The sequence below is a fragment of the Amycolatopsis acidicola genome (genome assembly GCF_007713735.2).
Lineage (GTDB): Bacteria > Actinomycetota > Actinomycetes > Mycobacteriales > Pseudonocardiaceae > Amycolatopsis_E > Amycolatopsis_E acidicola.
Genome location: NZ_VMNW02000111.1, coordinates 1 through 26,137 on the forward strand (window position 1 = coordinate 1; position 26,137 = coordinate 26,137).

Sequence of the window (26,137 nt, forward strand, 5' to 3'; positions counted from 1 at the left end):
GGTGGGGGCTAGTAGGTGGCACGGGTCGCGGGGGCTCGCGCGGTGCTGGGTGGCCTCGTCGTGGTTGGGTGGGGGCAAGGCGGTGGCACGGTTCGAGGGGACTCACGGTGGTGGGTGGCCTGGTCGGGAGTCGGAGGAAGCTGCTCCGCGAGCGTTGTGCACCGAGCCGGTGGGCGCGGGGAGACGACACCCGCGCCCCTGCGGTCATCAGGTCATCGGGTCGTCAGGGGGTGATGACGAGCTTGCCGCCCTTGGGGGTGCCGGCGCGTTCGAGCTCGGTGAGTGCCGGGATGGCTTCCGTCAGGGATACCGTGCGGGCGATCGGCACCCGCAGTGTGCCGCGTCCGGCGGCGCGCGCGACCTCCTCGAGGTCGTCGGTGACGGGCCTCGTGATCAAGACGTTGTACGGGCCCGGCAGCGCGCTCTTCGCGATACTCGCGGGCGTGGGGTGGATGCTGACGATGCGCCCGCCGGGCTTGAGCATCTTCTTCGCCGCGTCGGCCGGGAGCGTGTCGGCGGTGTCGAGGACGAGGTCGAATCTGCCGCTGAGCGTCGCCGGGTCGAAGCCAAAGCCGACGATCGGGTCGAGGCCGAGGTCGCGCGCGTCCTGTGTGGCCGTGTCGCGGCAGCTGCCTCCCACCGAGGCGCCGTGCGCGAGCGCGATCTGGGCGCCGGCCCGGCCGACTCCACCGAGGCAGCCGTTGACGAAGACCGACTGACCCGGCCGCAGCTTTCCCTTCTTGAGCACGGCTTGGAACGCGGTCAGTCCCACGGTCGGGAGGGCGGCGGCCTCCTCGAAAGAGAGCCCCGCGGGCTTCTTCACGACCCCTTTTTCGGCGGCCAGCACCATCTCGGCGAAGGCTCCCGACGCCTTGATCGACGCCCCGCCGAGCACTTCGTCGCCGACGGCGAGCCGGGTGACGCCCTCGCCGACCGCCTCGACGACGCCCGCGAAGTCGTAGCCGAGCCCGCGCGGGAACTTCCGCCCCGTCACCATTTTCATGGCGCCGCCGCGGATACCCCAGTCCATCGGGTTGGCCGCGGCTGCCCGTACACGGACCAGGACTTCGCCCGAACCGGGACGAGCCGGCTCGAACTCCTCCAGGTGTAGGACTTCGGGTCCGCCGTATTGGTGGTACTGGATGCGCTTCATGGGTGCCTCCCGGGTGATGTCATCGAATGACATCACCCTACCACGTCGATGTCACCAAGTGACATCACCTAAACTGGCGACATGGGACGGTGGAAGCCCGGGGCCGGTGACCGGCTGCGCGAGGCCGCGTTGTCGCTCTATCTGGAGCGAGGCTTCGAGCAGACGATGGTGGCGGACATCGCCGGCCGCGCGGGCGTCACCGCTCGCACCTTCTTCCGGTATTTCGCCGACAAACGCGAGGTCCTCTTCGACGATTCCGCTGCGCTGGAAGAGAAATCGCTGGCTGCTCTCGACGAGTTGCCGGCCACGACGCCGGCGCTGGACGCTGTCGCGGCCGTACTCGACACCGTGGCCCGGCTGGTGGGTGACGACCGTGAGCTCGCGCGGAAGCGGCAGCTCGTGATCATGGCCAACGCCGATCTCCGCGAACGCGAGTTGATCAAGCTCACGTCCCTGTCGGCCGCGCTGGCCACCCGGTTACGGCAGCGGGGCATCGGCGACATCGAGGCCAGCCTGGCCGCCGAGACCAGCATCGCCGTGTTCCGCGTCGCCTTCTCGCGATGGGTCACCGGCGTCGAGGATCAAGACCTGCCCGACCTCATTCGCGAGACGTGGGAACGACTGCGAACTCTGGCCGCGGGCGGCTGAGTCCCTAGTCCTCGCGCAGCCGGTAGCCCACGCCGCGCAGGGTTTCGATCGTGTGCGCGCCGAACGGGGTGTCGATCTTGCGCCGCAGATAGCCGATGTAGACCTCGACCACGTTCTCGTCGCCGTCGTAGTGCGCGTCCCACACATGCTGCAGGATCTCGGTCTTGGTCAGCGCCTCGCCCCGCCGGCGCAGCAGGAACTCCAGCAGCCCGAACTCCCGCGCGGTCAGCTCGATCGGCGTCCCTCCTCTGTGGACGGTCCGGGCGGCCGGGTCCAGCCGCAGGTCGGCCACCGTGAGCACGGCGGGCCGCACCGGGGCGCCGCGCCGCAGCAGCGCACGGAGCCGGGCGAGCAGCACCACGTAGGAGAACGGTTTGGTGAGGTAGTCGTCGGCGCCGAGGTCGAAGGCGTCGGCTTCGTCGTACTCGCCGTCCTTCGCGGTCAGCATCAGCACCGGCGTCCACTGTTCGGCTTCCCGAAGCCGTTTGAGGACCTCGTAGCCGGACAGGCCCGGCAGCATGATGTCCAGCACGATCACGTCGTAGGCGTGCTCGGACGCGGCCCACAACCCCTCGGTTCCGGTGTGCGCGAGATCGACGCTGAACCCTTCCGCGATCAGCCCTCGCCGCAGCGTCTCCGCGAACGACTGCTCGTCTTCGACCACCAGTACCCGCATCGGTGTTCACCCCTCTCCGTCGGCGGGCAGTTCCAGCCGGAAACAGGCGCCAGGCTCGTCCCGTGGCACGTAGTAGGCGCGGCCGCCGTGGCGGGCGGCGATACCCGCGACGATGGCCAGCCCCAGCCCGGTGGACGCGCCGACCCGGCGCTGCCGTGAGTCGTCCAGGCGGACGAACCGTTCGAACACGCGCAGCCGGTCCGCTTCGGGCACCCCCGGCCCGTCGTCGGAGACCTCCACCGTGGCGACGCCGTTCGCGGTGCCGGTGGAGATGCGGATGCGCGCCCGCGCGTGGTCGCGCGCGTTGTCCACGAGGTTCCGGATGGCGCGCTGCAGCTGGGCCGGGGTCCCCCGCACCTTCGCCGGCCGCGCGTCGAGCTCCACGTGCAGGCCGTTCGCGGTGTGCACCCGGTCGGCCTCGATCCTGGCGAGGTCGTCGAGGTCGGTTTCGGTGCGGGCGGGGGATTCCGTGGTGTCGTCGGTGCGCGCGAGCACGAGCAGATCGTCGACGAGTTCGCGCAGCCGCGCCGTTTCGCGCGATACGACGCCGACGAGTTCGGCGCGGGGCATCGCCTCGGGATGGTGCTCGGAAACCTCGAGCGCGGTGGTGATCGTGGACAGCGGCGACCGCAGCTCGTGACTGGCGTCGGCGACGAAGCGCCGTTGCGCCTGCTGCGCCGAACCGAGCCGGTCCAGCATCCCGTTGAGGGTGGTGGCGAGCCGGCGGATTTCGTCCTGGGGCGCGGGCAGCGGCACACGCGAAGTGAGATCGCGGGCGGACAGGTCCGCGACGGTGCGGCGCATTTCCTCGACCGGCCGCAGCGCCGAGCCCACCGCGCGGTGCACGGCCAGCGCGGCGATCACCAGCAGCGGCAGCGCGGCCGTGCCCAGCAACAGCGTCAGCCGCACCGACGCGGCGCTCACGTACTCCAGCGACCTCGCCGAGATGATCGTGAACGGCCCGCCGGGCCCGTTCACGCCGCTGGTCACCAGGCGGTAGGACTGCTCGGTGTCGTTCACCGTCAGCCGCACCGTTTCGACGATCTCGTGGCCCGGCGCGGGCCGGGCCGGGGTGAGCGGGCCGCGTCCGCTGATCGACGGGTCGGCCGCGACCGGCTGGCCGGTGCGGTCGAGCACCTGGATCACCGCTTCGGCGTCGCCGGTGCTGGCGACGTCGCTCTCGCTGAGCTCCTTGGCTCCCTCGCGGACGATCTGGTTCGCCACCTGCTTGCCCGAGCTGCGGGCGCTGTCGGTGGTGGCGTTGCTCAGCGACCAGTTCAGCAGCACCACCAGCAGGATGCCCAGCGTGGCCAGCGCGAGCGCCAGCACGACGACGGCCACCACGGTCGCGCGCGTGCGCACGCCCGTCCGGGAGAGCCCGATCCGGTTCAGCCTGTTCTCGCCCGTCACCGGTGCAGCGTAAGCACGCACCTTCATCCGCGGCGGCCCAGCCGTGCCCTTCGCAGCGCCGCGACCTCGGGTAACGGCAGGGGCGGCAGGTCGTGCCCGAACACCCAGCCCAGCAGAAGGTCCGCGAGGCCGGGGTTGCGGGCGAGAACCGGCCCGTGCAGATAGGTGGCCACGATGCGGCCGGTGCAAGCGCCTTCGGTGCGGTCGCCGTTGCCGGTCCCGCGCCGCACCCGGCCCAGCGGCACGCTGCCCGGCCCGAGCGTCGTGTGCCCGCGGTGGTTTTCGAACCCGGTGAGCGGTTCCCTGCCGAATGCCGGATCGAGCCGCACGACCACTTCGCCGACCGCCCGGCGCCGGCCCGGGACGGTGCTCGCGTCGAGCAGGCCGAGGCCCTGCTGCTGGGTCCCGCTGGAGGTGCGGAACCACGAGCCGAGCACCTGCAGCCCGGCGCACACGCCGAACACGGGCGCGCCTCGCTCCACGGCGCGCCGCAACCCGGGTTGCCCGCTCAGTTGCTGGGCGGCCAGTATCTGCGCGTCGTCTTCGCCGCCGCCGAGCACGTACAGGTCGAGCGAGTCCGGGACGGGCTCGCCCAGGAGCACCGGCACGATCTCGCTGCGCGTGCCACGCCAGCGAAGTCGTTGCGCCAGCACGGTGGCGTTACCGGAGTCGCCGTAGGTGCCCAGGACGTCGGGCAGGATGAGTCCGATGTGGACGGTCGAGTCAGTCATGGTCGGCCCTGGCGTTGAGTTCCCGGAACGCGGTGTAGTTGGCGACCACCTCCACGGTGCCGGCGGCGAACCCCGCCACCGCGCGCACCGGATCGGGCTCGACGCGGTGCGGCAGATCCGCGTAGCGCAGCCGCACGGCGAGATCGGCCGCGCGTTCTCCGCTGGCGACGATCGGGCGGCCGCGCAGCCGCTCGAACTCCACGTCCCACAGCCACGACAGGTCGCGCCCGTCGGCTTCGCGTCCGTTGACCGCGATCACCACCGGGCGGTGCGTTCCCAGCAGCCGCAACGTTTCCCGCCAGCCGGCCGGGTTCTTGGCCAGCAGCAGCCGGACGGACCGGGCGCCGTCACGGATCAGCCGGTACCGGCCCGCCACCGCCTCGATCGACTCCACCGCCCGCGCGGCGTGGGGGACCGGCACGCCGGCTTCGTGCGCGGCCGCGATCGCGAACGCGGCGTTGACCAGGTTGACCGCGCCCGGCAGGCGCAGGTCCAGCGCCATCCGGCCGTCGGGCCCGTGGAGTTCGCTGCCAGCCAGCACCCAGTGCGGCGGCGGGCGTCGCAGGCCGCACGGGCAGGACCAGTGGTCACCGTCGTGCAGCACGGCGTTTCCGCAGCGCGGGCAGGAAAGCGCGTCCCCTCGCCAGCCGGGGCCGGGGCTGATCCACACCGGGCGCGCCGCGGCGAGCGCGGCCGAGGCGACGAGCACGTCGTCCGCGTTGGCGATGACGGCGGCGCCGGGGTTTTCGGTGAACGCGGCGCGCAGGTCGCGTTCGGTGGAGCGCACTTCACCGACCCGGTCGAGCTGATCGCGGCTGAGGTTGAGGAGCACGATCGCGGCGGGATGGGTTTGCCGCGCCACGGAAGGAAGGTACGTCTCGTCGACCTCGAGTACGGCGTAGGGCGCGTCCGGCCGGGCGGCGAGCGCGGCGGCCACGCCGTCGGGCAGGTTCGCGCCGTCGCTGTTGGCGGCGACCGGCCCCAGCGTGCGGAGCGCCTTGGCGAGCATGAGCGCCGTGGTGGTCTTACCGTTGGTGCCGGTCACGAGCACTACCCGGCGGCCGGCAGCGAGGTGGCCCAGGACATGCGGATCCAGCAGCAGACTCACCCGGCCGCCGATGATGCCGCCACCGCCGAGGCCGCAGCGGCGCGAAAGCGTGGCGGCGGCGCGGCCCGCGGCGACGGCCAGCCTGGTGCGGGCGGGCAGCCGGCGGGCAGCCCTGGTCGCGGGACGGGACGGGCTCAGGTTGACCACTGTGGGGACGCACTCCTTCGAGACCGCGGTCGCGGTCGTCGCGGACACCGTGCGCGCCGGTCGCTGTGAGGACCCTGAGAATGTGACCGTGGGAGTGAGTCATGCGTAGGCCGGCCTTGCTCCCGCTCTACGGCGCGGGTTTCGTGACAGCGTTCGGCGCGCACAGCGTCGCGGCAGGCCTCGGGGGTTACACCCAGGGCGGCCATGGTTCCCTGCTCGCGCTCGGGATCGTGCTCGCGGTGTACGACGGTGCCGAGATCCTGCTCAAGCCCGTCTTCGGCGCGCTGGCCGACCGGATCGGGCCACGCCGGGTGCTGCTCGGCGGGCTGACCGGGTTCGCGCTCGCGTCGGGAGCGTTCGTGTTCGCCGGTGATCCGGCGCTGGTCGGCGTCGTCCGGCTGGGCCAGGGCGCGGCGGCCGCGGCATTCTCACCGGCGGCGGGCGCGCTGGTCGCGCGGCTGACCCCGGAAACCGGGCGCGGCCGGGCGTTCGGCGGGTACGGCGCGTGGAAGGGGCTCGGCTACACGCTCGGCCCGGTGGTGGGCGGCGTGCTCATCACGGTCAGCGGTTATCCGGCGCTTTTCCTGACGCTGGCCGGGCTCGCCGTGGTCGTCGCGGTGTGGGCGTGGCTCGCCGTGCCGGTGGTGGAGCCGTTGCCGAGGAAGCGGCAGACGGTGGTCGACCTCGTGCGCCGGCTCACCGGCGGGGAGTTCGTCCGGCCGGTGCTCGCGCTCGCGGGCACGACGGGCGTGCTGGCGGTGGCGGTCGGGTTCCTGCCGGTGCTGGGCTCGCATCGCGGTCTCGGGCCGCTGCTGACCGGGGTTTCGGTGTCCGTGCTGGCCGCGACGGCCGCGCTGGTGCAGCCGCCCGCCGGGCGCGCCAACGACGCCGGGCGGTTGCGCTGGGGGTTGTCCGGCGGGTTGCTGTTGACGTCCGGAGGCCTTGCCGCACTGGCGATTCCCGGCGTGGCGGGCATTTTCGTGGCCGCGCTCGCGATCGGCACCGGCGTCGGGGTGGCGACCCCGGCGGGATTCGCGCGGCTGGTCGCGGCTGCTCCGCCCGAGCGGGTCGGGCAGACCCTCGGCGCCGCCGAAGTCGGCCGGGAGATCGGCGACGCCGGAGGGCCGCTACTGGTCGGCGCGGTGGCCGCCGCCGGCGGGCTCGGCGCGGGATTCGCCGTGCTGGGCGTGGTCCTCGCGGCGGCGGCCTTCGCCGTGGGGCCGGGCGTGCCCCGTTCGGATCATGGCCCGCGGGCCGGGAAAGGAGGAGACTGACGGGGTGACCACACCTTCCAAGCCCGGCCTGCCCGCGCTCGGCCCCGCGCGGGCGATGGCGCTGGCGGCGTTCGTGCTCGGCATCGTCGCGGCCGCGATCAACGCGGACGCGTGGTGGTTCCTCCTCGGCGTGATGACGTTCGTGCTGCTGTTCTTCGGGGACACCCCGGAATCGTCCTAAGTGGACTTGACGGCGCGGTCGAGCACCTCGGCCAGCCGCGCGGGTTCCGAGAGCATCGGCCAATGCCCGGTCGCGAGGTCGAACCGCCGCCACGGCGGCCGGGTCAGTGCCGCCAGCGCGGGCACGCCCGCGTCCAGCATCGTCGTGAACTCCTCGCACGCCACCAGTACGCGGTCCACGCCGGGGCCGGGTTCCACCGGCCCGGGAAGCCGCTGCTCGTAGGTGCCGAAGGGCTGGGGAGTGGCGCGTGCGCGCAGCAGTTCCTGTTCGCGCGGGCCGAGTCCGGTGGTACTGCCCGAAAGCGGGTCGAAGGGCAGGCGGTGATCCACCAGCTGTGCACGCAGCGCGTCCGCCGCTTCGGGCGGCATCAGATCGAGCATCCGCATGCCCTCGGAGAACGGCGCGCTGTCCACGTACACGACGCGGGCGAGCCGGTCGCCGAGCCGCGCGGCAGCGGTCGTGACTGGGGCCGCGGCGTAGCTGTGGGCCACGAGCGTGAGGTCGTGCAACCCTGCTGCCGCGCGCAGGATGTCGTCGATGTGCGTCGTGAGATCGGTTTCGGGGGTCGCTTCACCGGCGCGCTCGGCGAGACCGGTGAGCGTCAGCGGACGCGCGTCATGCCCGCGCTGCGCCAGCGCCGCCACGGTGTCGGCCCACACCCAGCCGCCCAGCCAGGCCCCGGGAACGAGAAGAAATGTGCTCATGGCGAAGACCGTAGACTCGAAACAGGACAGTATCCGCCCTGTTTGCGGGAAAATCCCCGATGACCCTGCCGCTGACCCGCGTGCTGGCGTTGCCGCGTGAGCTGGGGATGCCGCCGCTGGTGCTGGGCGACGACGAGGCGCTGGCGGTCGTGCTCGGCCTGGCGGCGGGGGAGCGGCTGGGACTCGGCCCGGCCGCGCCCGCGGCGGCGAGCGCGCCTGCTCGCTTCCCTCGAATGGCCGTTCGCCGTCCGCCGTCCGGACGAATTACGCGCCGAGCTCGCGGCACTGGCCCGCCGTCTCGGCGAGGTGGCGCAACCGGGGCCTACGCGCACCGTGTGATCACCAAGTCTTCCGCGTGAGCGGGTACTCTTTGTGGCACAAGGGTTTCGGCCGAACGCCGAACTCGCTTCGGGGGGCCGGCCACGGCGGAGTGGCCGGCGGCGAAGGGGTAGGGGACATGCGCGTCGCGGTCCTGTCCGACATCCACGGTAATCTTCCCGCGCTCGACGCCGTGCTGGCCGACGCCGGCGGCGCGGATCTGTTCGTGCTCAACGGTGACCTCGCCACCGGCCCGATGCCGGCGGAGACACTGGACCGGCTCGCCGGGCTGGGCGGCCGCGCGATCTGGGTGCGCGGCAACGCCGATCGCGCGCTCGTCGAGATCTTCGACGGCGCGGAGGAGACGGATCTGCCCGCGCCCGCCCGGCCGCCGAGCCGGTACGCGGCGTCCCGGATCAGCCGCGAGCACCGCGACCTGCTGGCCGGGCTGCCGTTGTCGGTGACGATCCACGTGCCCGGGCTCGGCCTGGTGCGCTTCTGCCACGCGACCCCGGCCGCCGACACCGGGATCGTGCTGGTGGATTCGCCGGTGGAGCGGTTCCGCGAAGCGTTCGCGGAGGCGCCGGAGCCCGTGGTCGTGCTGGGGCACACGCATATGCCCTTCGACAGGCTCGCCGAAGGCCGCCGGTTCGTGAACCCGGGCAGCGTCGGGATGCCGTACGGCCGGCCGGGCGCGCACTGGGCGATGCTCGGCCCGGACGTCGTCCTCCGCGAGACGCACTACGACGCCGACGAGGCCGCGCGGATCTTCCGGGCCGGCGCGGCGGGCTACCCGGAGCTCGAGGATTTCATCGAGCACAACGTCCGTTCGGTGCCCTCGGACGCCGAAGCGCTCGCGGTCTTCTCCCGCTGGTGAGCTCTACCGGCGGTGGCATGACCCTGCCCCGGGTGTCCGCCGTCCGTGACCGCTCGCCTACGCTTCGGGACAGCTGCCCGCAGTGAGTCACCGGCTGCGGCGTGTCACCGGCGTGTCGGCCCCCCCCCCCGGATGGCTGCTTTTTCCCGTTCTTGCAGGTCGACGGGGTCAGGCTAGCCCGTACGGGGCAATTTGCACGTGCAGGGTGCGTGTGCATTTACGCGTGCAGCCGGCACTGGTAGTTTGCTGGCTGCAAGATGCACGTGCATTCGGCTGCTGGGGGGCTGGCCGGATCGACCTATCGGCCCAGAGCGTGAAGGACGGCGAGTTCGACCATGAGCCGCACCGACCAGACCACGCCAGTCGAGCAACGACTGAGCGACCTCATCGACCGAGGCTACCGGTTCCTGCACCCCCGCGCCGACGACGGCGCCGTGGTCGCGGTGGTCGGTATCCGCGCGCACGGCGCCGTGGTCGACATCGTCCGGCTCGACGGCGAGGACGACGCGACGGCGTTCCGCGTCCCCGAAGACGAGCCCAACGTCCTCGCCCCGCGCCGGATGCTGTGGCGTTGCCGGGGCGAGGCCGGGGACGTGCTGGAGGAACTGCTCGCGCTGCCCGACTGCGACGACTCGCGTCTGCTGCACTGACCGGGCTCAGCCCTCGGCGAGTTTCCCGCCCGCCAGCCTGAGCCTGCGGTTCACGCCGATGCCGGAGAGGAACCGTTCGTCGTGGCTCACCACCACGAACGCGCCCCGGTACGCGTTGAGCGCGCTCTCCAGCTGGCCGACGCTCACCAGGTCCAGGTTGTTCGTCGGCTCGTCGAGCAACAGCAGCTGCGGCGCGGGTTCGGCGAACAGCACGCACGCCAGCGTCGCGCGAAGCCTTTCCCCGCCGGACAAAGCGCCCACCGGCAGCGCGGTGCGCGCGCCGCGGAACAGGAAACGCGCCAGCAGTGTCATCCGTTGCGACTCGGGCAGATCCGGGGCGTAGGAAGCGAAATTCTCCGCGATCGTGCGATCCGGATCCAGCAGATCCAGCCGCTGCGACAAATACGCTATGCGGCCCTCCGCCCGTTTCACCGTTCCGGCCTCCGGCTCCAGTTCGCCGGTGAGCAAACGCAGGAGCGTGGATTTCCCGGCCCCGTTGGCGCCGGTCAGCGCGATGCGCTCCGGGCCGCGGACGCTCAGCCCGATCCCGTCCGGGAACAGGCCGCGGACCCGCAAATCCTTACCCTCGAACAAGACCCGCCCCGCCGGCACGCTGGTGCCCGGCAGGTCGAGTGCGATCTTCTGGTCCTCCCGGACCGAGCGCTCGGCCGCGTCGAGCTTTGCCTTGGCGTCGTTGACCCTGGCGGAGTGCAGGTCGTTCGCCTTGCCCGCCGACTCCTGCGCCTTGCGCTGCCGGGCACCGGCGAGGATCTTCGGCAGCCCCGCGTCGGCGACGTTCCGCGCGGCGGTGCTGGATCGCCGGGCGGCCCGCTCGCGGGCCTGCTGCATCTCGCGCTTCTCCTTTTTCACGAGCTGTTCGGCGTTGCGGACGTTGCGCTCGGCGACCTCGCGCTCGGCCCGCACCGCCTCCTCGTACTCGGTGAAATTCCCGCCGTAGTACCGGATTTCGTCCTGGCCGAGCTCGGCGATGCGGTCCATCCGGTCCAGCAGCTCACGGTCGTGGCTGACCACCAGCAGGCAGCCGGTCCAGTCCGAGAGCACGGAATAGAGCCGGTGGCGCGCCTCCAGATCCAGGTTGTTGGTCGGCTCGTCGAGCAGCAGCACGTCCGGGCGCTTCAGCAGCTGCGCGGCCAGGCCGAGCGAAACGACCTGCCCGCCCGAAAGCGTGTTCAGCCTGCGGTCGAAGGAAAGCCCGCCGAGCCCGAGCCTGTCGAGCTCGGCGCGGGTGCGTTCCTCGATATCCCAGTCGGTGCCGATAGTGGTGAAATGCGCTTCGGCCGCGTCACCGGACTCGATCGCCGCCAGCGCGCTGAGCACCGGCGCGATGCCGAGCACCTCGGCCACGGTCAGCTCACCGGTGAAGGGCAGGTTCTGCGGCAGGTAGCCGACGACGCCGTCGGCCGACACGCTGCCGCCGGACGGGGTGTACTGCCCGGCGAGCAGTTTGAGCAGCGTGCTCTTGCCCGCTCCGTTCGGCGCGACCAGGCCGGTGCGGCCGCCGGGCACGGCGGTGGTGAGGCCGGAGAACACGACGGTGCCATCAGGCCAGGAAAAGGACAGCGCGGAACAAACGAGAGACATACGGGAACCTCGGAACGTGTGGACGCGCGAAGGCGCGGATTTTCAGGGAACGACAATGAGGCCACGGCGGCGCCTGCGCGCTTTCACCGATGGCCGGGCACCTTCGGGCTCACCCGGAGATGTCGTCTTCACCTGCCACGTCTGCTCCTCGGCCGGGAATGATCCGCCACCGAGGGTAGCAAATCCGGCTGCTCAGTGTCGCCGGGTTTTTCCCCTTCGCCCCTCGGCCGTTTCGTAGCGCCGGGTTTCCTGGGCGCTAAAGCTTCAGGCGGGCGCCCAGTTCGCGGATGTGCCCGGGCTCGCCGCAGCGCAGGTCCAGCTGGCGGCGCCGCTCGGCCGCGAAGGCGCGGCCGAGGCCCGTCCGGTCCGAAGTGGACATTGTGGCGCGCAGCTCGTTCAGCGGTCCCCGTTCCTCGGCGCGTACATGGCGGTCGACTACGGTTTCCAGGCGCAGCAAGGCTTTCTCGAAGTCGTCCCCGTCGAGCACGGCCAGCAGCTCGTCGGCGAACGGCTCGCCGTCCGCGCCGAGGATGCGGTCCGTCGCCGTCGCGTGGGCGACCAGTTCCGCGGCCAGCTCGGCCACCAGCGCGGGGCGGTCGGCCGCGGTGTTGCGAAGTTCGCGCAGCAGCTGCTCGAAGCGGTGGTGATCGGCGAGCAGGACGTCGACCAGATCGGACCCGGGCGCCACGGCGGCGGGCCCGGGCCGCATCCACCCGAACGTCAGCTCCACCGCCTGGCGCCAGTGTGCGTACTCGGAATCGCGCCGGGCCGGGTCCATCGCGGGCAGCCACTGGCCCGCGCGGTGCCAGTTCCGCCGCAGCCCCTCCAAATCCGGCCAGTAACCCACCGCCAGCCCCGCCGCGTACGCCGCGCCGAGCGACACCGTCTCGGCCACCATCGGCCGGACCACCGGCACGTCGAGGACATCGGCGACGAACTGCATCAGCAGGTTGTCGGCGGTCATCCCGCCGTCGACCCGCAGGCTCGACAGCGCGAGCCCGGAGTCGGCGTTCATCGCGTCCACGACCTCGCGGGTCTGCCAGCCTGTCGCCTCCAGGACGGCCCGCGCCAGATGCCCCTTCGTGATGTACGAGGTCAGCCCGGCGATCACGCCGCGCGCCTCGCTGTGCCAGTGCGGCGCGAACAGTCCGGAGAACGCGGGCACGATGTAGCAGCCGCCGTTGTCGTCGACCGTTCGCGCGAGCGTCTCGATCTCCGGCGCGCTGCCGATCAGTTCGAGCCCGTCGCGGAACCACTGCACCAGTGACCCGGTGACCGCGATCGACCCCTCCAGCGCGTACACGGCGGGCTCCTCACCGATCTTGAACCCGACCGTGGTCAGCATGCCGTGCGTGGAGAGCACCGGGGTCTGGCCGGTGTTGAGCAGCAGGAAACTCCCTGTGCCGTAAGTGCATTTGGCCTCGCCCGGGGCGAAACACGTCTGGCCGAACAGCGCCGCCTGCTGGTCGCCGAGCGCGGCCGCGATCCGGATCCCGGGCACGACACGGGAAGTCTTCCCGTACACCTCGGTCGACGACCGGATCTCCGGCAGCATCCGCCTTGGCACGTCGAAGAAATCCAGCAGCTCGTCGTCCCACGACAGCGTGCGCAGGTTCATCAGCATCGTGCGCGAAGCGTTGGTGACGTCGGTGACGTGCACGCCGCCCTCCGCGCCGCCGGTGAGATTCCAGATCAGCCAGCTTTCGAGGGTGCCGAAGAGAATGTCGCCGCGTTCGGCGCGCTCGCGCAGGCCGGGCGTGCGTTCGAGGAGCCAGCGGACGCGGGGCGCGGAGAAGTACGTCGCGAGCGGCAGGCCGCACAGCTGCCGGACGCGGGCGGCGCCGGGCTCGCGGGCGAGCTGTTCGAGCATCGCGTCGGTGCGGGTGTCCTGCCAGACGATCGCGCGCCCCACGGGATGGCCGGTGTGCCTGTCCCACAGCACGGTGGTTTCGCGCTGGTTGGCGATCCCGAGCCCGACGACCTGGTCGGCCGTGGCGCCCGCGTCGGCGAGCGCCTGCGGGACGATGCGGGCGACGTTCCGCCAGATCTCGGTCGCGTCGTGCTCGACCCAGCCGGGACGGGGGAAGTGCTGCTGATGCTCGCGCTGCGCCACCGACACGAGCCGTCCCCTGGCGTCGAACAGGATGCAGCGCGTGGACGTGGTGCCCTGGTCGATGGACATCACGTACCGCTGGACCACGCCAGCACCTCCCTCACCATCGGGACGCGCCCAGGTCGCGCGACACCGCGCGGGCCGCGTCGCGCACGTGGCCCAGTAGCTTCGGCGCCGGGCTCCCGTCGCGATCGCAGATCCGCTCGGCCGGGCCGGACACGCCGATCGCCCCGACCACGATCCCGCCGTGGCCGCGGATCGGCGCGGCTATCCCCGCTTCGCCGGACAGCATCTCGCCGTTCTCGACCGCCCAGCCCGTTTCCCGCACCTTCGCGCAGGCGCGCTTGATCGCGGTCTGGGTGGTCAGGGTCCGGCGGGTGTAGGCCTCCGGTTCGCCGGTGCGCAAGGATGCCACGAGAGTGCTGTCGTAGGCCAGTAAAACCTTGCCGAGCGCGGTCGCGTGCAGCGGCAGCAGGGTGCCCACGTCGAGGGTCTGCAGGCTGTCGTCCGGCCGGAACACGTGATGCACCACCAGAACCCGGCCCTCCAGGATCGCCCCGATCCGGACAGCCTCGCCGCTGCGCGCGGCGAGCGCGTCGGCCCAGTTGATCGCGCGGGAACGCAGTTCGTTGACGTCCAGGTAGCTCGTGCCGAGGTGCAGCAGCGCCGCGCCGAGGTGGTACTTGCCCGTTTCGCGGTCCTGCTCGACGAAGCCGACGCCCTGCAGCGTGCGCAGGATCCCGTGCGCGGTGGCCTTCGCGAGTTCGAGCGACTCGGCGATCTCGCCGACGCCGAGCCTGCCCGAACCACGGGCCAGCAGCCGCAGGATCGCGGCGGCGCGTTCGATGGACTGGATCGGACCGGGCACGGCCGCACCCTAACCCGACCGGCCCTGATTCGACAATGTCGAACGGGGGTCCGGAGCCGTTCGACAATGCCGACCGGGCGCCGTTGACCCGGGGTTTTCGCGAACTTAACTTTCGCGGCAGGGGGCAGGACGATCCTTTGTGGAGGAAAGCAATGGCGCGAAACCTCAAGGCCCACGGGCTCGCCGGCGAAATGGCCGCCGAGTTCGTGGGGACGATGATCCTCATCCTGTTCGGCTGCGGGGTGGTGGCGCAGGTCGCCGCGGCCGGGATCGGGGACCACGACAGCATCGCCTGGGCGTGGGGAATCGGTGTCACACTGGGGATCTACGTGGCCTCGCGGATCAGCGGCGCGCACCTGAACCCGGCCGTGACCGTCGCGCTCGCGGTGTTCAAGGGTTTCTCCTGGCGCAAGGTCGCCCCCTATGCCCTCGCGCAGACCGCCGGCGCGTTCCTCGCCGCGCTGCTCGTGCGCTGGAACTACACCGAAGTCCTGCACGCCAAGGATCCCGGCCTCACGCTCAAGACGCAGAGCGTGTTCTCCACGCTGCCGGGCAACGGCGAGCTCCCGGTGGGCGACTGGGGCGCCTTCCGCGACCAGATCATCGGCACCGCCATCCTCGCGCTGCTGATCTTCGCGATCACCGACCTCCGCAACACCGCGCCCGCCGCGAACCTCGCTCCGGTCGTCGTCGGGTTCCTCGTCGTCGCCATCGGCATGGCCTGGGGCACCGACGCCGGCTACGCGATCAACCCCGCCCGCGACTTCGGCCCGCGCCTCGCGTCCTGGCTGACCGGTTACGACACCGCGTGGTCCGACCAGTACGGCTATCCGTACTGGTGGATCCCGATCGTCGCGCCCGTGCTCGGCGCGCTCATCGGCGGCGCCGTCTACAAGTTCTTCATCGAACGCTACCTGCCCACCGGGGAACCGGCGGAAGCCCTGCCCGCCAAGGACCTCGAGCCCGCCGCCTGACAAGGAGAGAACCATGCCGGACTACGTCGGTGCCGTCGACCAGGGCACCACCAGCACCCGCTTCATGATCTTCGACCACGGCGGTCGCGAGATCGCCCGCCATCAGCTCGAGCACGAGCAGATCCTGCCCAGGCCGGGCTGGGTCGAGCACGACGCGATCGAGATCTGGGAACGCACCCGCTCGGTGATCGCGACCGCGCTCAACAAGGCCGGCCTGACCGCCGGTGACCTGGCCGCGCTCGGCATCACCAACCAGCGCGAGACCACCGTCGTCTGGAACCGCCGCACCGGGCGCCCCTACTCCAACGCGATCGTCTGGCAGGACACCCGCACGGACCGGATCGCGTCCGCTTTGGAGCGTGACGGCAAGGGCGACGTCATCCGCCGCAAGGCCGGGCTGCCGCCCGCGACGTACTTCTCCGGCGGCAAGCTGCAGTGGATCCTGGAGAACGTCGACGGCGTGCGCGAGGACGCCGAGAAGGGCGACGCGCTCTTCGGCACGACCGACTCGTGGCTCATCTGGAACCTCACCGGCGGACCGGACGGCGGCGTGCACGTCACCGACCCGACCAACGCCTCCCGCACCATGCTGATGGACCTGGAGACGCTGGACTGGGACGACGAGCTGCTGTCCTTCTTCGGCGTACCAAGGAAAATGCTGCCCCGGATCCGGCCTTCGTCGAACCCCGGCGGGTTCGGCACCACCCGCGCGGACGGCCCGCTCGGCGGCGAGGTCGCGCTCACCGGCGTCCTCGGCGACCAGCAGGCGGCCACCGTCGGCCAGGTCTGCTTCCGCCCCGGCGAGGCCAAGAACACCTACGGCACCGGCAATTTCCTGCTGCTCAACACCGGGCACGAGCTGGTCCGCTCGCAGCACGGCCTGCTGACGACGTTGTGCTACCAGTTCGGCGACGAGAAACCCGTCTACGCGCTGGAAGGTTCGATCGCCGTCACCGGCTCGGCCGTGCAGTGGCTGCGTGATCAGCTGGGCATCATCAGCGGCGCGGCGCAGAGCGAAAGCCTGGCGCGCCAGGTCGAGGACAACGGCGGCGCGTACTTCGTCCCGGCGTTTTCCGGTCTGTTCGCCCCGTACTGGCGTTCGGACGCCCGCGGCGCGATCGTCGGGCTCACCCGCGCCACCACCAACGCCCACATCGCGAGGGCCACGCTCGAAGCGATCTGCTACCAGACCCGCGACGTCGTCGAGGCCATGCAGAACGACTCCGGCGTCACGCTCGACGTGCTGCGGGTGGACGGCGGTGTCACCGCCAACGAGCTGTGCATGCAGCTGCAGGCGGACATCCTCGGCGTGCCGGTGTCGAAGCCGGTCGTCGCCGAGACCACCGCGCTCGGCGCCGCGTACGCGGCCGGGCTGGCCGTCGGGTTCTGGGGATCGACCGACGAGCTGGAACAGAACTGGAACGAGGACAAGCGCTGGGCGCCGTCCTGGTCCGGTGCCCAGCGGGCGGAGGGCTACGCGGGCTGGCAGAAAGCCGTGGGCCGGACGCTCGACTGGGTCGAGGTGCAGTGAACACGAGGAGGAGTTCGGTGAAAACCGTGCCGTTGTCGCCCCGGTACCGCGCGGAGACGCTCGGGAACCTGGTGCGCGAAGAGGTCGACGTGCTGGTCGTCGGCGGGGGAGTGACTGGCGCCGGTGTCGCGCTCGACGCGGCGTCGCGCGGGCTGTCCGTCGCCCTGGTCGAGGCGCGGGACTTCGCCGCCGGCACGTCCAGCCGGTCGTCCAAACTGATCCACGGCGGTCTGCGTTACCTGGAGCAGCTGGACTTCAAGCTGGTGCGCGAGGCGCTGAAGGAACGCGGGCTGCTGTTGCACAAACTGGCGCCGCATCTGGTGCGGCCGGTGCAGTTCCTGGTTCCGTTGCGGCACCGCGTGTGGGAGCGCGGTTACATCGGCGCGGGCGTCACGCTGTACGACACGCTCGGCGGTGCGCGCACCTTGCCGCGCCACCGGCATCTGTCGAAGCGCCGCGCTTTCGAGGTGGCGCCCGGGCTCGCGGACGACGCGCTGATCGGCGCGATCCAGTACTACGACGCGCAGGTCGACGACGCCCGCCACACGATGACGATCGCGCGGACCGCCGCGGAGCAAGGTGCTTCGGTGCTGACGCGCGCTCGTGTCACTTCGCTGCTGCGCGACGGCGAGCGGGTTGCCGGCGCGAAGATCACCGACCTCGAGAACGGGACCGAGTTCGAGGTGCGCGCGAAGGTGGTCGTCTCGGCCACCGGCGTGTGGAGCGACGACATGGCGGAATCGGCCGGGATCCCCGCGCCGTTCACCGTGCGGGCGTCGAAGGGCATCCACCTCGTGGTGCCGCGCGAGAAGATCGATCTCGGCACGGGGCTGATCCTGCGCACGGAGAAGAGCGTGCTGTTCGTGATCCCGTGGGGCCGGCACTGGATCGTCGGCACCACCGACACCGAATGGGACCTCGACCGCGACCACCCGGCGGCCAGCGGCGCGGACGTCGACTACGTGCTCGACCACCTCAACGCCGTACTCCGCACCCCGGTGACCCACGACGACATCGAGGGCGTTTACGCGGGGCTTCGCCCGCTGCTCGCGGCGAAGGCCGCCGCGACGACGAAGCTGTCGCGCGAGCACGCCGTGGCGCATCCGGTGCCGGGACTGGTCATCGTGGCCGGCGGCAAGTACACGACGTACCGGGTGATGGCGGCCGACACGGTCGACGTCGTGGTCGACGAGCTGGGCCGTCCCGCGCCGCCGTCGTGGACCGACCGGCTGCCGATCGCCGGCGCCGAGGGCTACCACGAGCTGTGGGAGGACCGCGCCGCGTTGGCGTCCCGCATGGGTTTGCCGCTCGCCCGCGTCGAACACCTCTTGCAGCGGTACGGCACGCGCATCTGGAATCTGGTGGAGCTGATCGGGGAGCGGCCCGAACTGGCTTCGCCGATCACGGACGGCTCGGAGTACCTGAAAGCCGAAGCGGTGTATGCGGTTTCGCACGAGGGCGCCCTGCATCTGGAGGACGTCCTCACCCGCCGGACGCGGATCTCCATCGAGGAAAGCGACCGCGGCGTGGCGGCGGCGCCCGTCGTCGCCGGGCTGATCGCCCCGCTGCTGGGCTGGGACGAAACCCGGCGGCAGCGGGAAATCGCCGGATACCTCGCGCGGGTCGAGGCCGAGCGTTCGGCGCAGGAAGCCCCGGACGACGCCGTCGCGAACGCCCGCCGGAACGACGCGAGCCGGGTCGCGGAACCCGTCGGGTAGGGGAGCGGCGGTGGGTGCCCCCTGGCGCCCACCGCCGGGGATCAGGCTCCCGAGGCGAGCAGGCCGATGCCGTTCTTCTGGATCTCCGAGGAGCCGGTGAGGACGCGGAACATCCGCAGCCGCCGGAACAGCCATTCGACCTCCGAACCGCGCACCATCCCGGCCTTGCCGTGGATCTGCACGGCCTCGTCGGCGATCCGGAAAGCGCTCTCCGCGACGAAGAGCTTGCACATGAACGCCTCGGTGCGCACCGGGCGCCCCGCGTCGAGCGCCGCCAGCGCGTCGTAGGTCATGCCGCGCGCCGCGTAGTAGGCGGTGGCCGCGTCCGCGTGCTCGGCGTCCACGAACAGCACGCGCACGGAGGCGTCGGCCAGGACGTGCGCGACCTCCGCCTCGGCGAGCCGCGCGTTCACCGGCACGCGCAGGAAACCGCCCTTGTGCAACGCCATCTCGGTTTCCACGACCTGCGCGCTGTTGCCGGCGTAGGTGCCGACCGCCTCGGCCGGGCCCGACCGGGAGACGAGGAGGGGCGATGCCCGAAGGTGATCGGCGGACCCGGCGCACCCGCAGGCTGCTGCGCGACGCGCTGGTGTCGCTCGTGCCGGAACGCGGCTACACCGACAAGGACGCGGTGCTCTCGCAGGTGGTCAAGAACCTGACCGAGGAGCTCGACGAACGGCTGCGCCCGCTGGTCGCGGCGTCCTCGCGCGGGTTCACCGGCAAGCCGGTGCTGGAGATGTTCCGGCACGCGCTGGAGGAACGCGACACCTACCGGATCATCCTGCGCGGCGAGGGCGACGGCCGGGCGCTGCGCGAGTTCGTCGACGCGCGCGCCGCGACGGCCGCCGCGGTGTTCCAGGCCCGCGCCGACCACGCGAAGGTCGCCCCGCGCATCGACATGGAGGTGCCCGCCAGGGCGTGGGTCGGCCAGCAGATCACCGTGCTGGGCTGGTGGCTGGAGGCCGAGCCGCCCCGGCCGGGGCCCGAGGAGGTCACCGAGGTGCTGCTGAATCTCTCGCTGCGAGGCCGCTTCTGGGCCAACGGGTTCGACGGGCCCGCACCGGACGCCGTCGAGGAGTGAGCCCCGCGCTCACCCGGCGTGGCTGAGCGCGAAGTCCAGGCTGTCCAAGAAGATCTGCGCCACCTGCTCGTCCGGCAGTCCGTACCAGACGTGGTCCGCGTCCGGCACCAGGCGCAGTTCGGCGCGGGGGAGCGCGGCGGCGAGATCTTCGCTGTGCCCGTACGGGACCATGCTGTCCCGCAGGCCGTGCATGAGGAGGAAGGGCGGCGCGTCTTCGTGGACGTGGTCGATGGGGCTCGCCTCGCGCGCCAGGCCGGGCACGGCCGCGGGAGCGGCGCCGAGGAGGAGCGCTTCGGGCGTGTGCGGGGCGGCGGGGTCGAAGCCCTCGCGCGGGGTCTGCAGATCGCTGGGCCCGTACCAGATCACCGCGCCGCGTACGGCCGGTTCGGTCAGCGCGAGCAGCGACGCGAGATGCCCGCCCGCGGATTCGCCCCAGACGACGAGCCGGTCCGGATCGATGCGGAGTTCCCTGGCGCGCAAGGAAAGCCAGCGCACGGCGGCGCGCACGTCGTCGAGCGCCGCGGGAAAGACGGCTTCGCCGCTGAGCCGGTAGTCCACCGACGCGACCGCGAAACCGGCGGCCGCGAGCCGGGCGAACGGGCCCGGCGTCCACTCGCGCATCCGCAGTCCCATGTCGTCGCGGCGGCCGCGGCGCCAGCCACCGCCGTGCACGAAAACCAGCAGCGGCAAGGGATCCGTGCCCTCCGGGCGCCACAGGTCCAGTTCCAGCGGCCGCCCGCCGGGCGTGTCCCGGTACGGGATCCCGCGCAGGACACCCGGATCTTCGGGGATCGGCGCGAAGTCCGGATGCGGCGAGGCGAGGACGTGCGAGAGTCCGCTCACGACTGCCACCGGTGCTCGGGCAGGAACCGCACGTCGTACTTTTCCGGCACGGTGCCGAACTTCTCCGGCGCCGGGATCAGCGGCTCGGCTGGCAGGCCGAGTTGCTGGGCGGGGGCGCCGAGGGTTTCGAAGAACCGCTCGAACGTGCCGCCCGGCCCGGCCGCGACGCCGACGATCTGGCTGTGGTGCCGCTCCATCCGGTACGCGTGCGGGCAGTTCTTCGGCACGAAGCCGAAATCGCCGGGCGTGAGCAGCTTCTCGTACTGCTCGCCGCCGGTGTCCTCGACGAACAGCCGCACCGCGCCCGCGGTGATGTAGAAGACCTCGTAGGTGTCGGCGTGCACGTGCGCCGGGATGATCTCGCCGCGCGGGCCCTCGCAGGTGAAGAAGTTGAACGTGCCCTCGGTCTGCTCGGCGCCGGCGTAGATCGTGAACAGGTCGCCGAACAGGTGCGCGCGGTCCCCTTCGCCCTTCTCGATGAAGTACGGCTTACCCGGTTCGGCGGGGATCCGCGACGCGCGGCGGTACGGGGTGGCGAACTCCATCGTCATGGTGACTCCCGGAAGCGACGGCGGTGGCGAACGTCAGGCAGCCTGACATATAGTCTCCTCCCGTGCAAGCCGACGACCGCAATCTCGCCCAGGCGCTCGGGGAAGCGCGCCGCTGGTTCGACGAGGCGCTGCTGGCCGGGCTCGCGGCGTGCGGCGCCGCGCCCATCTCCGCCACCCAGGTCGGGCTGTTCTCCGTCCTCGACCTCGGCGGCACCACCACGGCCGAGCTGGCGCGGCGGATGGGCGTGACGCGGCAGACCGTGCACCAGGCCGTGCAGGGCCTGGCGAAGCTCGGCCTGCTGGAGCAGGTGCCCGACCCGACGTCGGGGCGGCAGCGGCTGGTCCGGCGGACCGTGGAGGGCAAGCGCACGCACGAGGAGGCCGAGCGGATCCTGGCCGGCGCGGAGCGCGAACTGGCCCGGCGCATCGGCGACGACGCCGTCGCGGCGCTGAAGTCGGCGCTGGCGGCGGACTGGGGCCCGCCGGCGGCCGCCGCCCGGTAGCCGGTCAGGAGCCTTCGATGGGCGCGAAGTGCAGGATCTGCGCGCCGCCGCTGGCGTAGTTCGGCACGTCGGCGGCGACGGCCTTGCCCTCCGGGGAGGACATCGCGGCGGCCATCGCCTCGGCCGAATCGAACTCGCCCTCGAAGATCGCGAAATACGGGCTTTCGGCGCCCGCGCCCGAAACGTCGAGGCTGTACCGCATCGCGCGCAGCCCGGGCAGCCGCGCGGCCAGTGGCAGATGCGTGTTCACGTAGTACTCGCGGAAGTGGTCGGGGTCGGTGGGCGGCGGGTAGAGCACGGTCATCCGGTACATGGGACAGTCCTTTTCAGACGGTGGTCTTCGCGCGGCGCGCCAGGAATCCGGCGGTGCGCTCCGGGGTGGCGAGGATGCGCCACTGCCGGTCCGGATAGTCGAAGTTGTCGGTGAACTCGTCGGCGACGGCCTGGTCCCGCGCCATCGCGCCGAACAGCTGGAGCAGGTGCTCCGGCGGCGGTGCGAGCATCAGGTTCGTCCAGTTTGCCGCACCCAGCACCACTTCCGCACGGCGAGCGGCGACCCGGCGGCAGAACAGCTCGTCGAGCCCGTAGTCGGAGACGATCTCCTCCCCGGCCACCCACGCGGAATGCGACGCGGAGTTCGCGCCCTGGCCGATCACCGGGTCGACGACCGTGTGCACGTCGCCGACCGCCAGCGCGAACTTCCCGTTGGGCAGCCGGGCGAAGTCCTCCCGCACGGTCGGGGTGATCGCGCCCTGCAGGATGTCGAGCGGGCCGGTGAGCGCGAACCGCGCCGGGTCGACGCGGGCGAAGGTCTGTGGGTGGTGCTGCTCCAGCTTCTGCAGCACGAGACGCTCGAAGCCGCGCGGGTCGTCCTCGTACCGGGTCTTGGCGAGCACCTCGAGGTCCCCGCCCGGCACGTTCTCGAACAGCAGCGCGGTGGTGAACCCCTGCGGGCCGTACATCGGGATCTCCAGCAGCTCCCCGTGCCCTGGCGAAGCGCTGATCGTGACGCCCTTCGGTGAGGACTCGGTGATGCCGTCGAACAACCCGACAGCCAGCGCCCGCTGCGGCCGGTCGTACGGGCTCGCCTCCGGGCGCCGGGGGAACAGCGACGCGAAGGCGCCGCGCCCGGCCGCGACCACGAGCAGGTCGTGCCGTTCGGCCAGCGGTTCGATGTCGTCCGCGCCCAGCGTCCGGATCTGCAGACGGCCGCCGCGCTCCTCGAACGCCTCCATCAGCTTCGGCAGGTAGAGCCGGTAGTCGAGCGCGCTGGACCAGTGGGTGAAGTTCCCGCGGAACGACAGCGGTTGCGGGCCGCCGACGTAGTGGTGGTGGCAGGAGTAGCCGTACTCCTCGACCGGCCAGAAATGCACGCCCAGCGCGCGTTCGCGCTTGATGGTCGGGGCGTGGTGGGCGACGCTGTTGAGCAGTCTGCCGCTCGCCAGCTGCTCGGCGGTCTTGTCGGTGTAGATCGTCACCGGGACGTCGTGCTGCCGCAGCAGCAGGCCGAGGTGCAGTCCGGCGATCCCGGCGCCGACGATACCGATGGTGGGCATGGGCCGTTCTCCTCACGAGGGCGTAGGTCGGCCCCAGGATGCTCCGGCGAGAGAGCGCTGTCTTGCTTGTGAGCGAACGCTTCTTGACGATCCCCGCACTAGACTGGTTCGAAGTGGCTTGCGTGGCGGTGCGGGTAGGGGAACCTGAGGCGGCCCCTGGCTGTGGGATCGCCTCATCATGAATGCCGATTCACCACTTCGGCGCTGTCCTCGCCAGGAACCGCCCACCCGTCGCCCGCCACCACCCTCAACCGACACGCTCCGCGCGACTCCGCCGATTCAAACCCCCGGCGGTACGAGCTGAGTCCCACACCGCAAGCGGCTCCGCCGCTTCCCAAACAAAACCTAACCCGCGAGCGCCTGTGCGCGGAACTCCCGTGGGCTCAGGCCGTAGGCCGCTTTGAAGGAGCGGCTGAAGTGCGCGGCGTCGGGCAGGCCCCAGGCGGCGCCGACCGCGCTGACCGGTTTGCCGAGTGCCTGCGGCCCGGCCAGTTCGCGGCGGCAGTGTTCGAGCCTGCGCGAGCGGATCCACGCCGACACGGTCGCGCCTTCGCCCGCGAACAGCTTCTGCAGGTACCGCGTGGAGATGTGCAGCGCGGTCGCGACGACGTCCGGGCACAGCCCGGGATCGGCGAGGTGTTCGTCGATGAAAGCCTTGGCGCGCAATACAAGCGCGTCGTGCGGGACGGCGGGCGCGCGGTCGGCGAGTTGTTCGGTGAGCAGTGCGGAGAGGAGGTCGAGCGTGGCACTGGCCAGCGGGGCGGCGGCCGTCGCGCGTCGGCCCGCATCCTTCACCAGCCGCAGGAACAACGGGGACAGCAGCGACCCCGGCTCCTCGTCGAGACCGATCCGCCGCGCCAGCACATGCTCACCCGGCAGGCCCAGCCGCTGCCTGGGAAACATGAACACCGCCATCGACGTCGGCTCGCCGAACGCCAGCGTGTACGGGCGATCCGTGTCGTACAAGGCGAAATCGCCGGGACGCAGCACCGTCTCGCGTCCATTTTGGACCAGCAGGCAGCTGCCGTGCAGCTGCAGCCCGAGCTTGTACCGGCCACGTTCGCTGCGCGAGATCAGGGCCGGGGTGCGGCGCACCCGGTGCGCGTCGGCGTCCACCCGCGAAACCAGCATCGCGCCGAGGTCGTCGACGCGCATCCGGCCGTGGAACTCCCCGCCGCCCGCGTCGGCGTGCAAGGGCACGAAGGCCTCGGAAATGCCCTGCCGCCAGTAGTCGAGGCTGTCGGCCGCCGGCACCGAACCGGTGCTCAGCAGGTGGCCGCCGGACCGGGAGTGGGTCACCCCGTGCTCCGTTCCGTCGCGCCGCCGCCGATCCCCATCCTGGACTCTCGCTCTATTATCGAAACCTACGCTCTATTACAGAGCAACCGTACTTCGGTGGTGACCCAGCGCACAACCCAGGCCGCTATGACAAGTTCGGCGCCGGGGGAATAGCCCGCGCGGTGGGCGGGTTCGGTTCGGCATGATCGAAAATCTGGGCCGGGCCGGGATCTGGGCGCGGCATTCGGCGTTCACCCCGGAACTCGCGGGCGAACTGGAAGGGCTCGGGTACTCGGCGCTCTGGCTGGGCGCCTCGCCCGGCGCCGGGCTGGAGATGGTCGATCCGTTGTTGGAAGCGACGGAGCGGTTGATCGTCGGCACCAGCATCGTCAACATGTGGACGGCGGAGCCCGGGCCGGTCGCGGAATCGTTCCACCGGCTGGAGGCGAAGTACCCGGGACGGTTCCTGCTCGGGATCGGCGCGGGACACCGGGAGAACAACGCGGACTACCGCAAGCCGTACGAGGCGCTGGTGGACTACCTCGACGAGCTCGATCGCCATGGCGTGCCTGCGGAGCGGCGTGCGCTGGCCGCGCTGGGGCCGCGGAATCTGGAGCTCGCGCGCGTCCGCACGGCGGGGGCGTTGCCGTACCTCATCACCCCGGACCACACCCGCGATGCCCGCGCGCAGCTCGGGCCCGGGGCGCTGCTGGTGGCGGAACAGAAGGTGGTCATGGACGCCGATTCCGTGCGGGCGCGGGAGATCGGGCGTGAGCGGGTCGGCCCGTATCTGGGGTTGCTGAACTACGTGAGCAACCTGCGCCGCCTCGGTTTCGGCACCGAGGACGTGACGCCGCCGGGCAGCGACCGGCTCGTCGACGCGCTCGCGATCCACGGTGACGCGGACGCTGTCGCCGCCGGGCTGCGACGACACCTGACCGCGGGCGCGGATCACGTTGCCATCCAAGTACTTTCCGCCGACGGCGACATCCTCCCCGCGGCCCGCGCCCTCGCCGGACGGCTCTGAGCCGCCACATTCGAGGGGGCGACTCGCGCCCGGGGGCGGCAAACGTGCCCCGGGCGCGGCCAAGATGCGCCCCGGGTGTGGCGAATTCACACCCGGGCGCGGCGAACACACGCCCGGGAACCGCCAACTCGCGCCCCGGCGCGGCCAACACGCCCACCGGCGCGGCCAACTCGCGCCCCGGCGCGGCCAACACGCCCACCGGCGCGGCCAACTCGCGCCCCGGCGCGGCCAACACGCCCACCGGCGCGGCCAACACGCCCACCGGCGCGGCCAACACATGTCCGGCGGCGGCCAACTGGCGTCCCGGAATGGCCAACTCGCGCGCCGGAGCGCCCGGCCTGCGTCCGCATCGCCAACACGCCCACCGGCGCGGCCAACTCGTCCACGTGCGCGGCCAACTCACGTCCCCGGGCGGCCAACACATGCCCGGCAGCGGCCAACACGCCCACCGGCGGCGGCCAACTCGCGCCCCGGAATGGCCAACTCGCGAACCGGTGCACCCAGCCCGCGCCCATACGGCCAACACGCCCACCGGCGCGGCCAACTCGCGCCCGGACGAGGAAGAGACCCAGCCCTAGGGCTGGGTCTCTTCCTCGTCCCCTTCGGGTTTCGGGG

General features: G+C 71.7%; 27 protein-coding genes and 1 pseudogene. 12 read left to right on the top strand and 16 right to left on the bottom strand.

What is annotated here, in order from left to right; genetic code table 11:
* Positions 1-223: 223 nt before the first annotated feature.
* A complete protein-coding gene (locus FPZ12_RS40255; protein WP_144756805.1) occupies positions 224-1,153 on the bottom strand; it encodes an NADP-dependent oxidoreductase in 930 nt (309 codons plus the stop codon).
* Positions 1,154-1,234: 81 nt separating this feature from the next.
* Here FPZ12_RS40255 and FPZ12_RS40260 point away from each other — a divergent pair, with 81 nt between their 5' ends.
* A complete protein-coding gene (locus FPZ12_RS40260; protein ID WP_144756803.1) occupies positions 1,235-1,801 on the top strand; it encodes a TetR family transcriptional regulator in 567 nt (188 codons plus the stop codon).
* Positions 1,802-1,805: 4 nt separating this feature from the next.
* Here the strand turns inward: FPZ12_RS40260 and FPZ12_RS40265 are convergent, their stop codons facing one another.
* From FPZ12_RS40265 to FPZ12_RS40280, 4 genes are read right to left on the bottom strand one after another with little or no spacing between them, the layout of a single operon-like run.
* Positions 1,806-2,477 carry a response regulator gene (locus tag FPZ12_RS40265; protein ID WP_144756801.1) on the bottom strand — a complete coding sequence of 224 codons (672 nt, stop codon included), beginning with the start codon at positions 2,475-2,477 and terminating at the stop codon, positions 1,806-1,808.
* 6 nt (positions 2,478-2,483) lie between these two features.
* Positions 2,484-3,887 (bottom strand): sensor histidine kinase, encoded by a 1,404-nt coding sequence (locus FPZ12_RS40270; RefSeq protein WP_243770279.1) that lies wholly within the window; start codon positions 3,885-3,887, stop codon positions 2,484-2,486.
* Between the two features lie 23 nt (positions 3,888-3,910).
* Positions 3,911-4,618, bottom strand: a complete 708-nt coding sequence (locus FPZ12_RS40275; protein WP_144756797.1) for a type 1 glutamine amidotransferase — start codon at positions 4,616-4,618, stop codon at positions 3,911-3,913.
* Positions 4,611-5,921, bottom strand: a complete 1,311-nt coding sequence (locus tag FPZ12_RS40280; RefSeq protein WP_341771264.1) for a MurT ligase domain-containing protein — start codon at positions 5,919-5,921, stop codon at positions 4,611-4,613. The genes FPZ12_RS40275 and FPZ12_RS40280 overlap by 8 nt, the downstream gene beginning before the upstream one ends.
* Before the next feature lie 53 nt (positions 5,922-5,974).
* On the opposite strand from FPZ12_RS40280, the gene FPZ12_RS40285 reads away from it, so the two are divergent.
* On the top strand, positions 5,975-7,147 hold the full coding sequence (locus tag FPZ12_RS40285; RefSeq protein WP_144756795.1) for an MFS transporter: 1,173 nt from the start codon (positions 5,975-5,977) through the stop codon (positions 7,145-7,147).
* Positions 7,148-7,151: 4 nt separating this feature from the next.
* Positions 7,152-7,328 (top strand): hypothetical protein, encoded by a 177-nt coding sequence (locus tag FPZ12_RS45855; protein ID WP_166463068.1) that lies wholly within the window; start codon positions 7,152-7,154, stop codon positions 7,326-7,328.
* Here the strand turns inward: FPZ12_RS45855 and FPZ12_RS40290 are convergent.
* Positions 7,325-8,032 (bottom strand): alpha/beta fold hydrolase, encoded by a 708-nt coding sequence (locus FPZ12_RS40290; RefSeq protein ID WP_144756793.1) that lies wholly within the window; start codon positions 8,030-8,032, stop codon positions 7,325-7,327. The two genes, FPZ12_RS45855 and FPZ12_RS40290, sit on opposite strands and share 4 nt — an antisense overlap.
* Positions 8,033-8,091: 59 nt before the next feature.
* Between FPZ12_RS40290 and FPZ12_RS40295 the strand changes: the two genes are divergently transcribed.
* From FPZ12_RS40295 to FPZ12_RS40305, 3 genes are all read left to right on the top strand, one after another.
* Positions 8,092-8,391: a hypothetical protein gene (locus FPZ12_RS40295; protein WP_144756791.1), complete on the top strand. Its 300-nt coding sequence runs from the start codon at positions 8,092-8,094 to the stop codon at positions 8,389-8,391.
* 98 nt (positions 8,392-8,489) lie between these two features.
* Complete coding sequence (locus FPZ12_RS40300; RefSeq protein ID WP_144756789.1) at positions 8,490-9,227, top strand: metallophosphoesterase family protein; 738 nt, start codon at positions 8,490-8,492, stop codon at positions 9,225-9,227.
* A 335-nt stretch (positions 9,228-9,562) separates the two neighbouring features.
* Complete coding sequence (locus FPZ12_RS40305) at positions 9,563-9,877, top strand: hypothetical protein (RefSeq protein ID WP_144756787.1); 315 nt, start codon at positions 9,563-9,565, stop codon at positions 9,875-9,877.
* Between the two features lie 6 nt (positions 9,878-9,883).
* On the opposite strand, the gene FPZ12_RS40310 is transcribed toward FPZ12_RS40305, so the two are convergent.
* The 3 genes from FPZ12_RS40310 to FPZ12_RS40320 all read right to left on the bottom strand — a co-directional run bounded on the left by FPZ12_RS40310 (position 9,884) and on the right by FPZ12_RS40320 (position 14,460).
* Complete coding sequence (locus FPZ12_RS40310; RefSeq protein WP_144756785.1) at positions 9,884-11,479, bottom strand: ABC-F family ATP-binding cassette domain-containing protein; 1,596 nt, start codon at positions 11,477-11,479, stop codon at positions 9,884-9,886.
* A gap of 256 nt (positions 11,480-11,735) precedes the next feature.
* Positions 11,736-13,679: a glycerol kinase GlpK gene (gene glpK, locus FPZ12_RS40315; RefSeq protein WP_144756782.1), complete on the bottom strand. Its 1,944-nt coding sequence runs from the start codon at positions 13,677-13,679 to the stop codon at positions 11,736-11,738.
* Positions 13,680-13,692: 13 nt separating this feature from the next.
* Complete coding sequence (locus FPZ12_RS40320; protein WP_144756780.1) at positions 13,693-14,460, bottom strand: IclR family transcriptional regulator; 768 nt, start codon at positions 14,458-14,460, stop codon at positions 13,693-13,695.
* 152 nt (positions 14,461-14,612) lie between these two features.
* Between FPZ12_RS40320 and FPZ12_RS40325 the strand changes: the two genes are divergently transcribed.
* The 3 genes from FPZ12_RS40325 to glpD are packed head-to-tail and all read left to right on the top strand — an operon-like array spanning position 14,613 to position 18,683.
* Positions 14,613-15,434 (top strand): MIP/aquaporin family protein, encoded by an 822-nt coding sequence (locus FPZ12_RS40325; protein WP_144756778.1) that lies wholly within the window; start codon positions 14,613-14,615, stop codon positions 15,432-15,434.
* A gap of 13 nt (positions 15,435-15,447) precedes the next feature.
* The gene (gene glpK, locus FPZ12_RS40330) at positions 15,448-16,965 is read left to right on the top strand and encodes a glycerol kinase GlpK (protein ID WP_144756775.1); all 1,518 of its coding nucleotides are present in this window, start codon (positions 15,448-15,450) and stop codon (positions 16,963-16,965) included.
* 17 nt (positions 16,966-16,982) lie between these two features.
* On the top strand, positions 16,983-18,683 hold the full coding sequence (gene glpD / locus FPZ12_RS40335) for a glycerol-3-phosphate dehydrogenase (RefSeq protein ID WP_144756773.1): 1,701 nt from the start codon (positions 16,983-16,985) through the stop codon (positions 18,681-18,683).
* Between the two features lie 41 nt (positions 18,684-18,724).
* Here glpD and FPZ12_RS40340 read toward each other — a convergent pair whose 3' ends face one another.
* Together FPZ12_RS40340 and FPZ12_RS46955 are read right to left on the bottom strand one after the other, a co-directional pair.
* Complete coding sequence (locus tag FPZ12_RS40340) at positions 18,725-19,042, bottom strand: acyl-CoA dehydrogenase family protein (protein WP_279537852.1); 318 nt, start codon at positions 19,040-19,042, stop codon at positions 18,725-18,727.
* Positions 19,019-19,180, bottom strand: a pseudogene (locus FPZ12_RS46955) (AMP-binding protein); the annotation flags it as partial. The pseudogene FPZ12_RS46955 and the gene FPZ12_RS40340, both read right to left, overlap by 24 nt.
* 35 nt (positions 19,181-19,215) lie before the next feature.
* Here FPZ12_RS46955 and FPZ12_RS40345 point away from each other — a divergent pair.
* On the top strand, positions 19,216-19,764 hold the full coding sequence (locus FPZ12_RS40345) for a TetR/AcrR family transcriptional regulator (protein WP_144756771.1): 549 nt from the start codon (positions 19,216-19,218) through the stop codon (positions 19,762-19,764).
* 9 nt (positions 19,765-19,773) lie between these two features.
* Here FPZ12_RS40345 and FPZ12_RS40350 read toward each other — a convergent pair whose 3' ends face one another.
* Both FPZ12_RS40350 and FPZ12_RS40355 read right to left on the bottom strand, forming a co-directional pair.
* Positions 19,774-20,607 (bottom strand): alpha/beta hydrolase, encoded by an 834-nt coding sequence (locus FPZ12_RS40350; RefSeq protein WP_208026177.1) that lies wholly within the window; start codon positions 20,605-20,607, stop codon positions 19,774-19,776.
* Entirely contained in the window at positions 20,604-21,158 is a 555-nt protein-coding gene (locus FPZ12_RS40355; RefSeq protein WP_144756767.1) for a quercetin 2,3-dioxygenase, read from the bottom strand. The genes FPZ12_RS40350 and FPZ12_RS40355 overlap by 4 nt, the downstream gene beginning before the upstream one ends.
* Before the next feature lie 62 nt (positions 21,159-21,220).
* Between FPZ12_RS40355 and FPZ12_RS40360 the strand changes: the two genes are divergently transcribed.
* Complete coding sequence (locus tag FPZ12_RS40360) at positions 21,221-21,661, top strand: MarR family winged helix-turn-helix transcriptional regulator (RefSeq protein ID WP_144756765.1); 441 nt, start codon at positions 21,221-21,223, stop codon at positions 21,659-21,661.
* Positions 21,662-21,665: 4 nt separating this feature from the next.
* Here the strand turns inward: FPZ12_RS40360 and FPZ12_RS40365 are convergent, their stop codons facing one another.
* From FPZ12_RS40365 to FPZ12_RS40375, 3 genes are all read right to left on the bottom strand, one after another.
* Positions 21,666-21,974, bottom strand: coding sequence for an EthD family reductase (locus tag FPZ12_RS40365; RefSeq protein WP_144756763.1), 309 nt, complete (start codon positions 21,972-21,974; stop codon positions 21,666-21,668).
* Positions 21,975-21,987: 13 nt separating this feature from the next.
* Positions 21,988-23,217, bottom strand: coding sequence for a styrene monooxygenase subunit StyA (gene styA, locus FPZ12_RS40370; protein ID WP_144756761.1), 1,230 nt, complete (start codon positions 23,215-23,217; stop codon positions 21,988-21,990).
* Between the two features lie 345 nt (positions 23,218-23,562).
* Positions 23,563-24,516 (bottom strand): AraC-like ligand-binding domain-containing protein, encoded by a 954-nt coding sequence (locus FPZ12_RS40375; protein ID WP_166463069.1) that lies wholly within the window; start codon positions 24,514-24,516, stop codon positions 23,563-23,565.
* Between the two features lie 181 nt (positions 24,517-24,697).
* On the opposite strand from FPZ12_RS40375, the gene FPZ12_RS40380 reads away from it, so the two are divergent.
* On the top strand, positions 24,698-25,522 hold the full coding sequence (locus tag FPZ12_RS40380; RefSeq protein WP_144756759.1) for an LLM class F420-dependent oxidoreductase: 825 nt from the start codon (positions 24,698-24,700) through the stop codon (positions 25,520-25,522).
* The last annotated feature ends 615 nt before the right edge of the window (positions 25,523-26,137 follow it).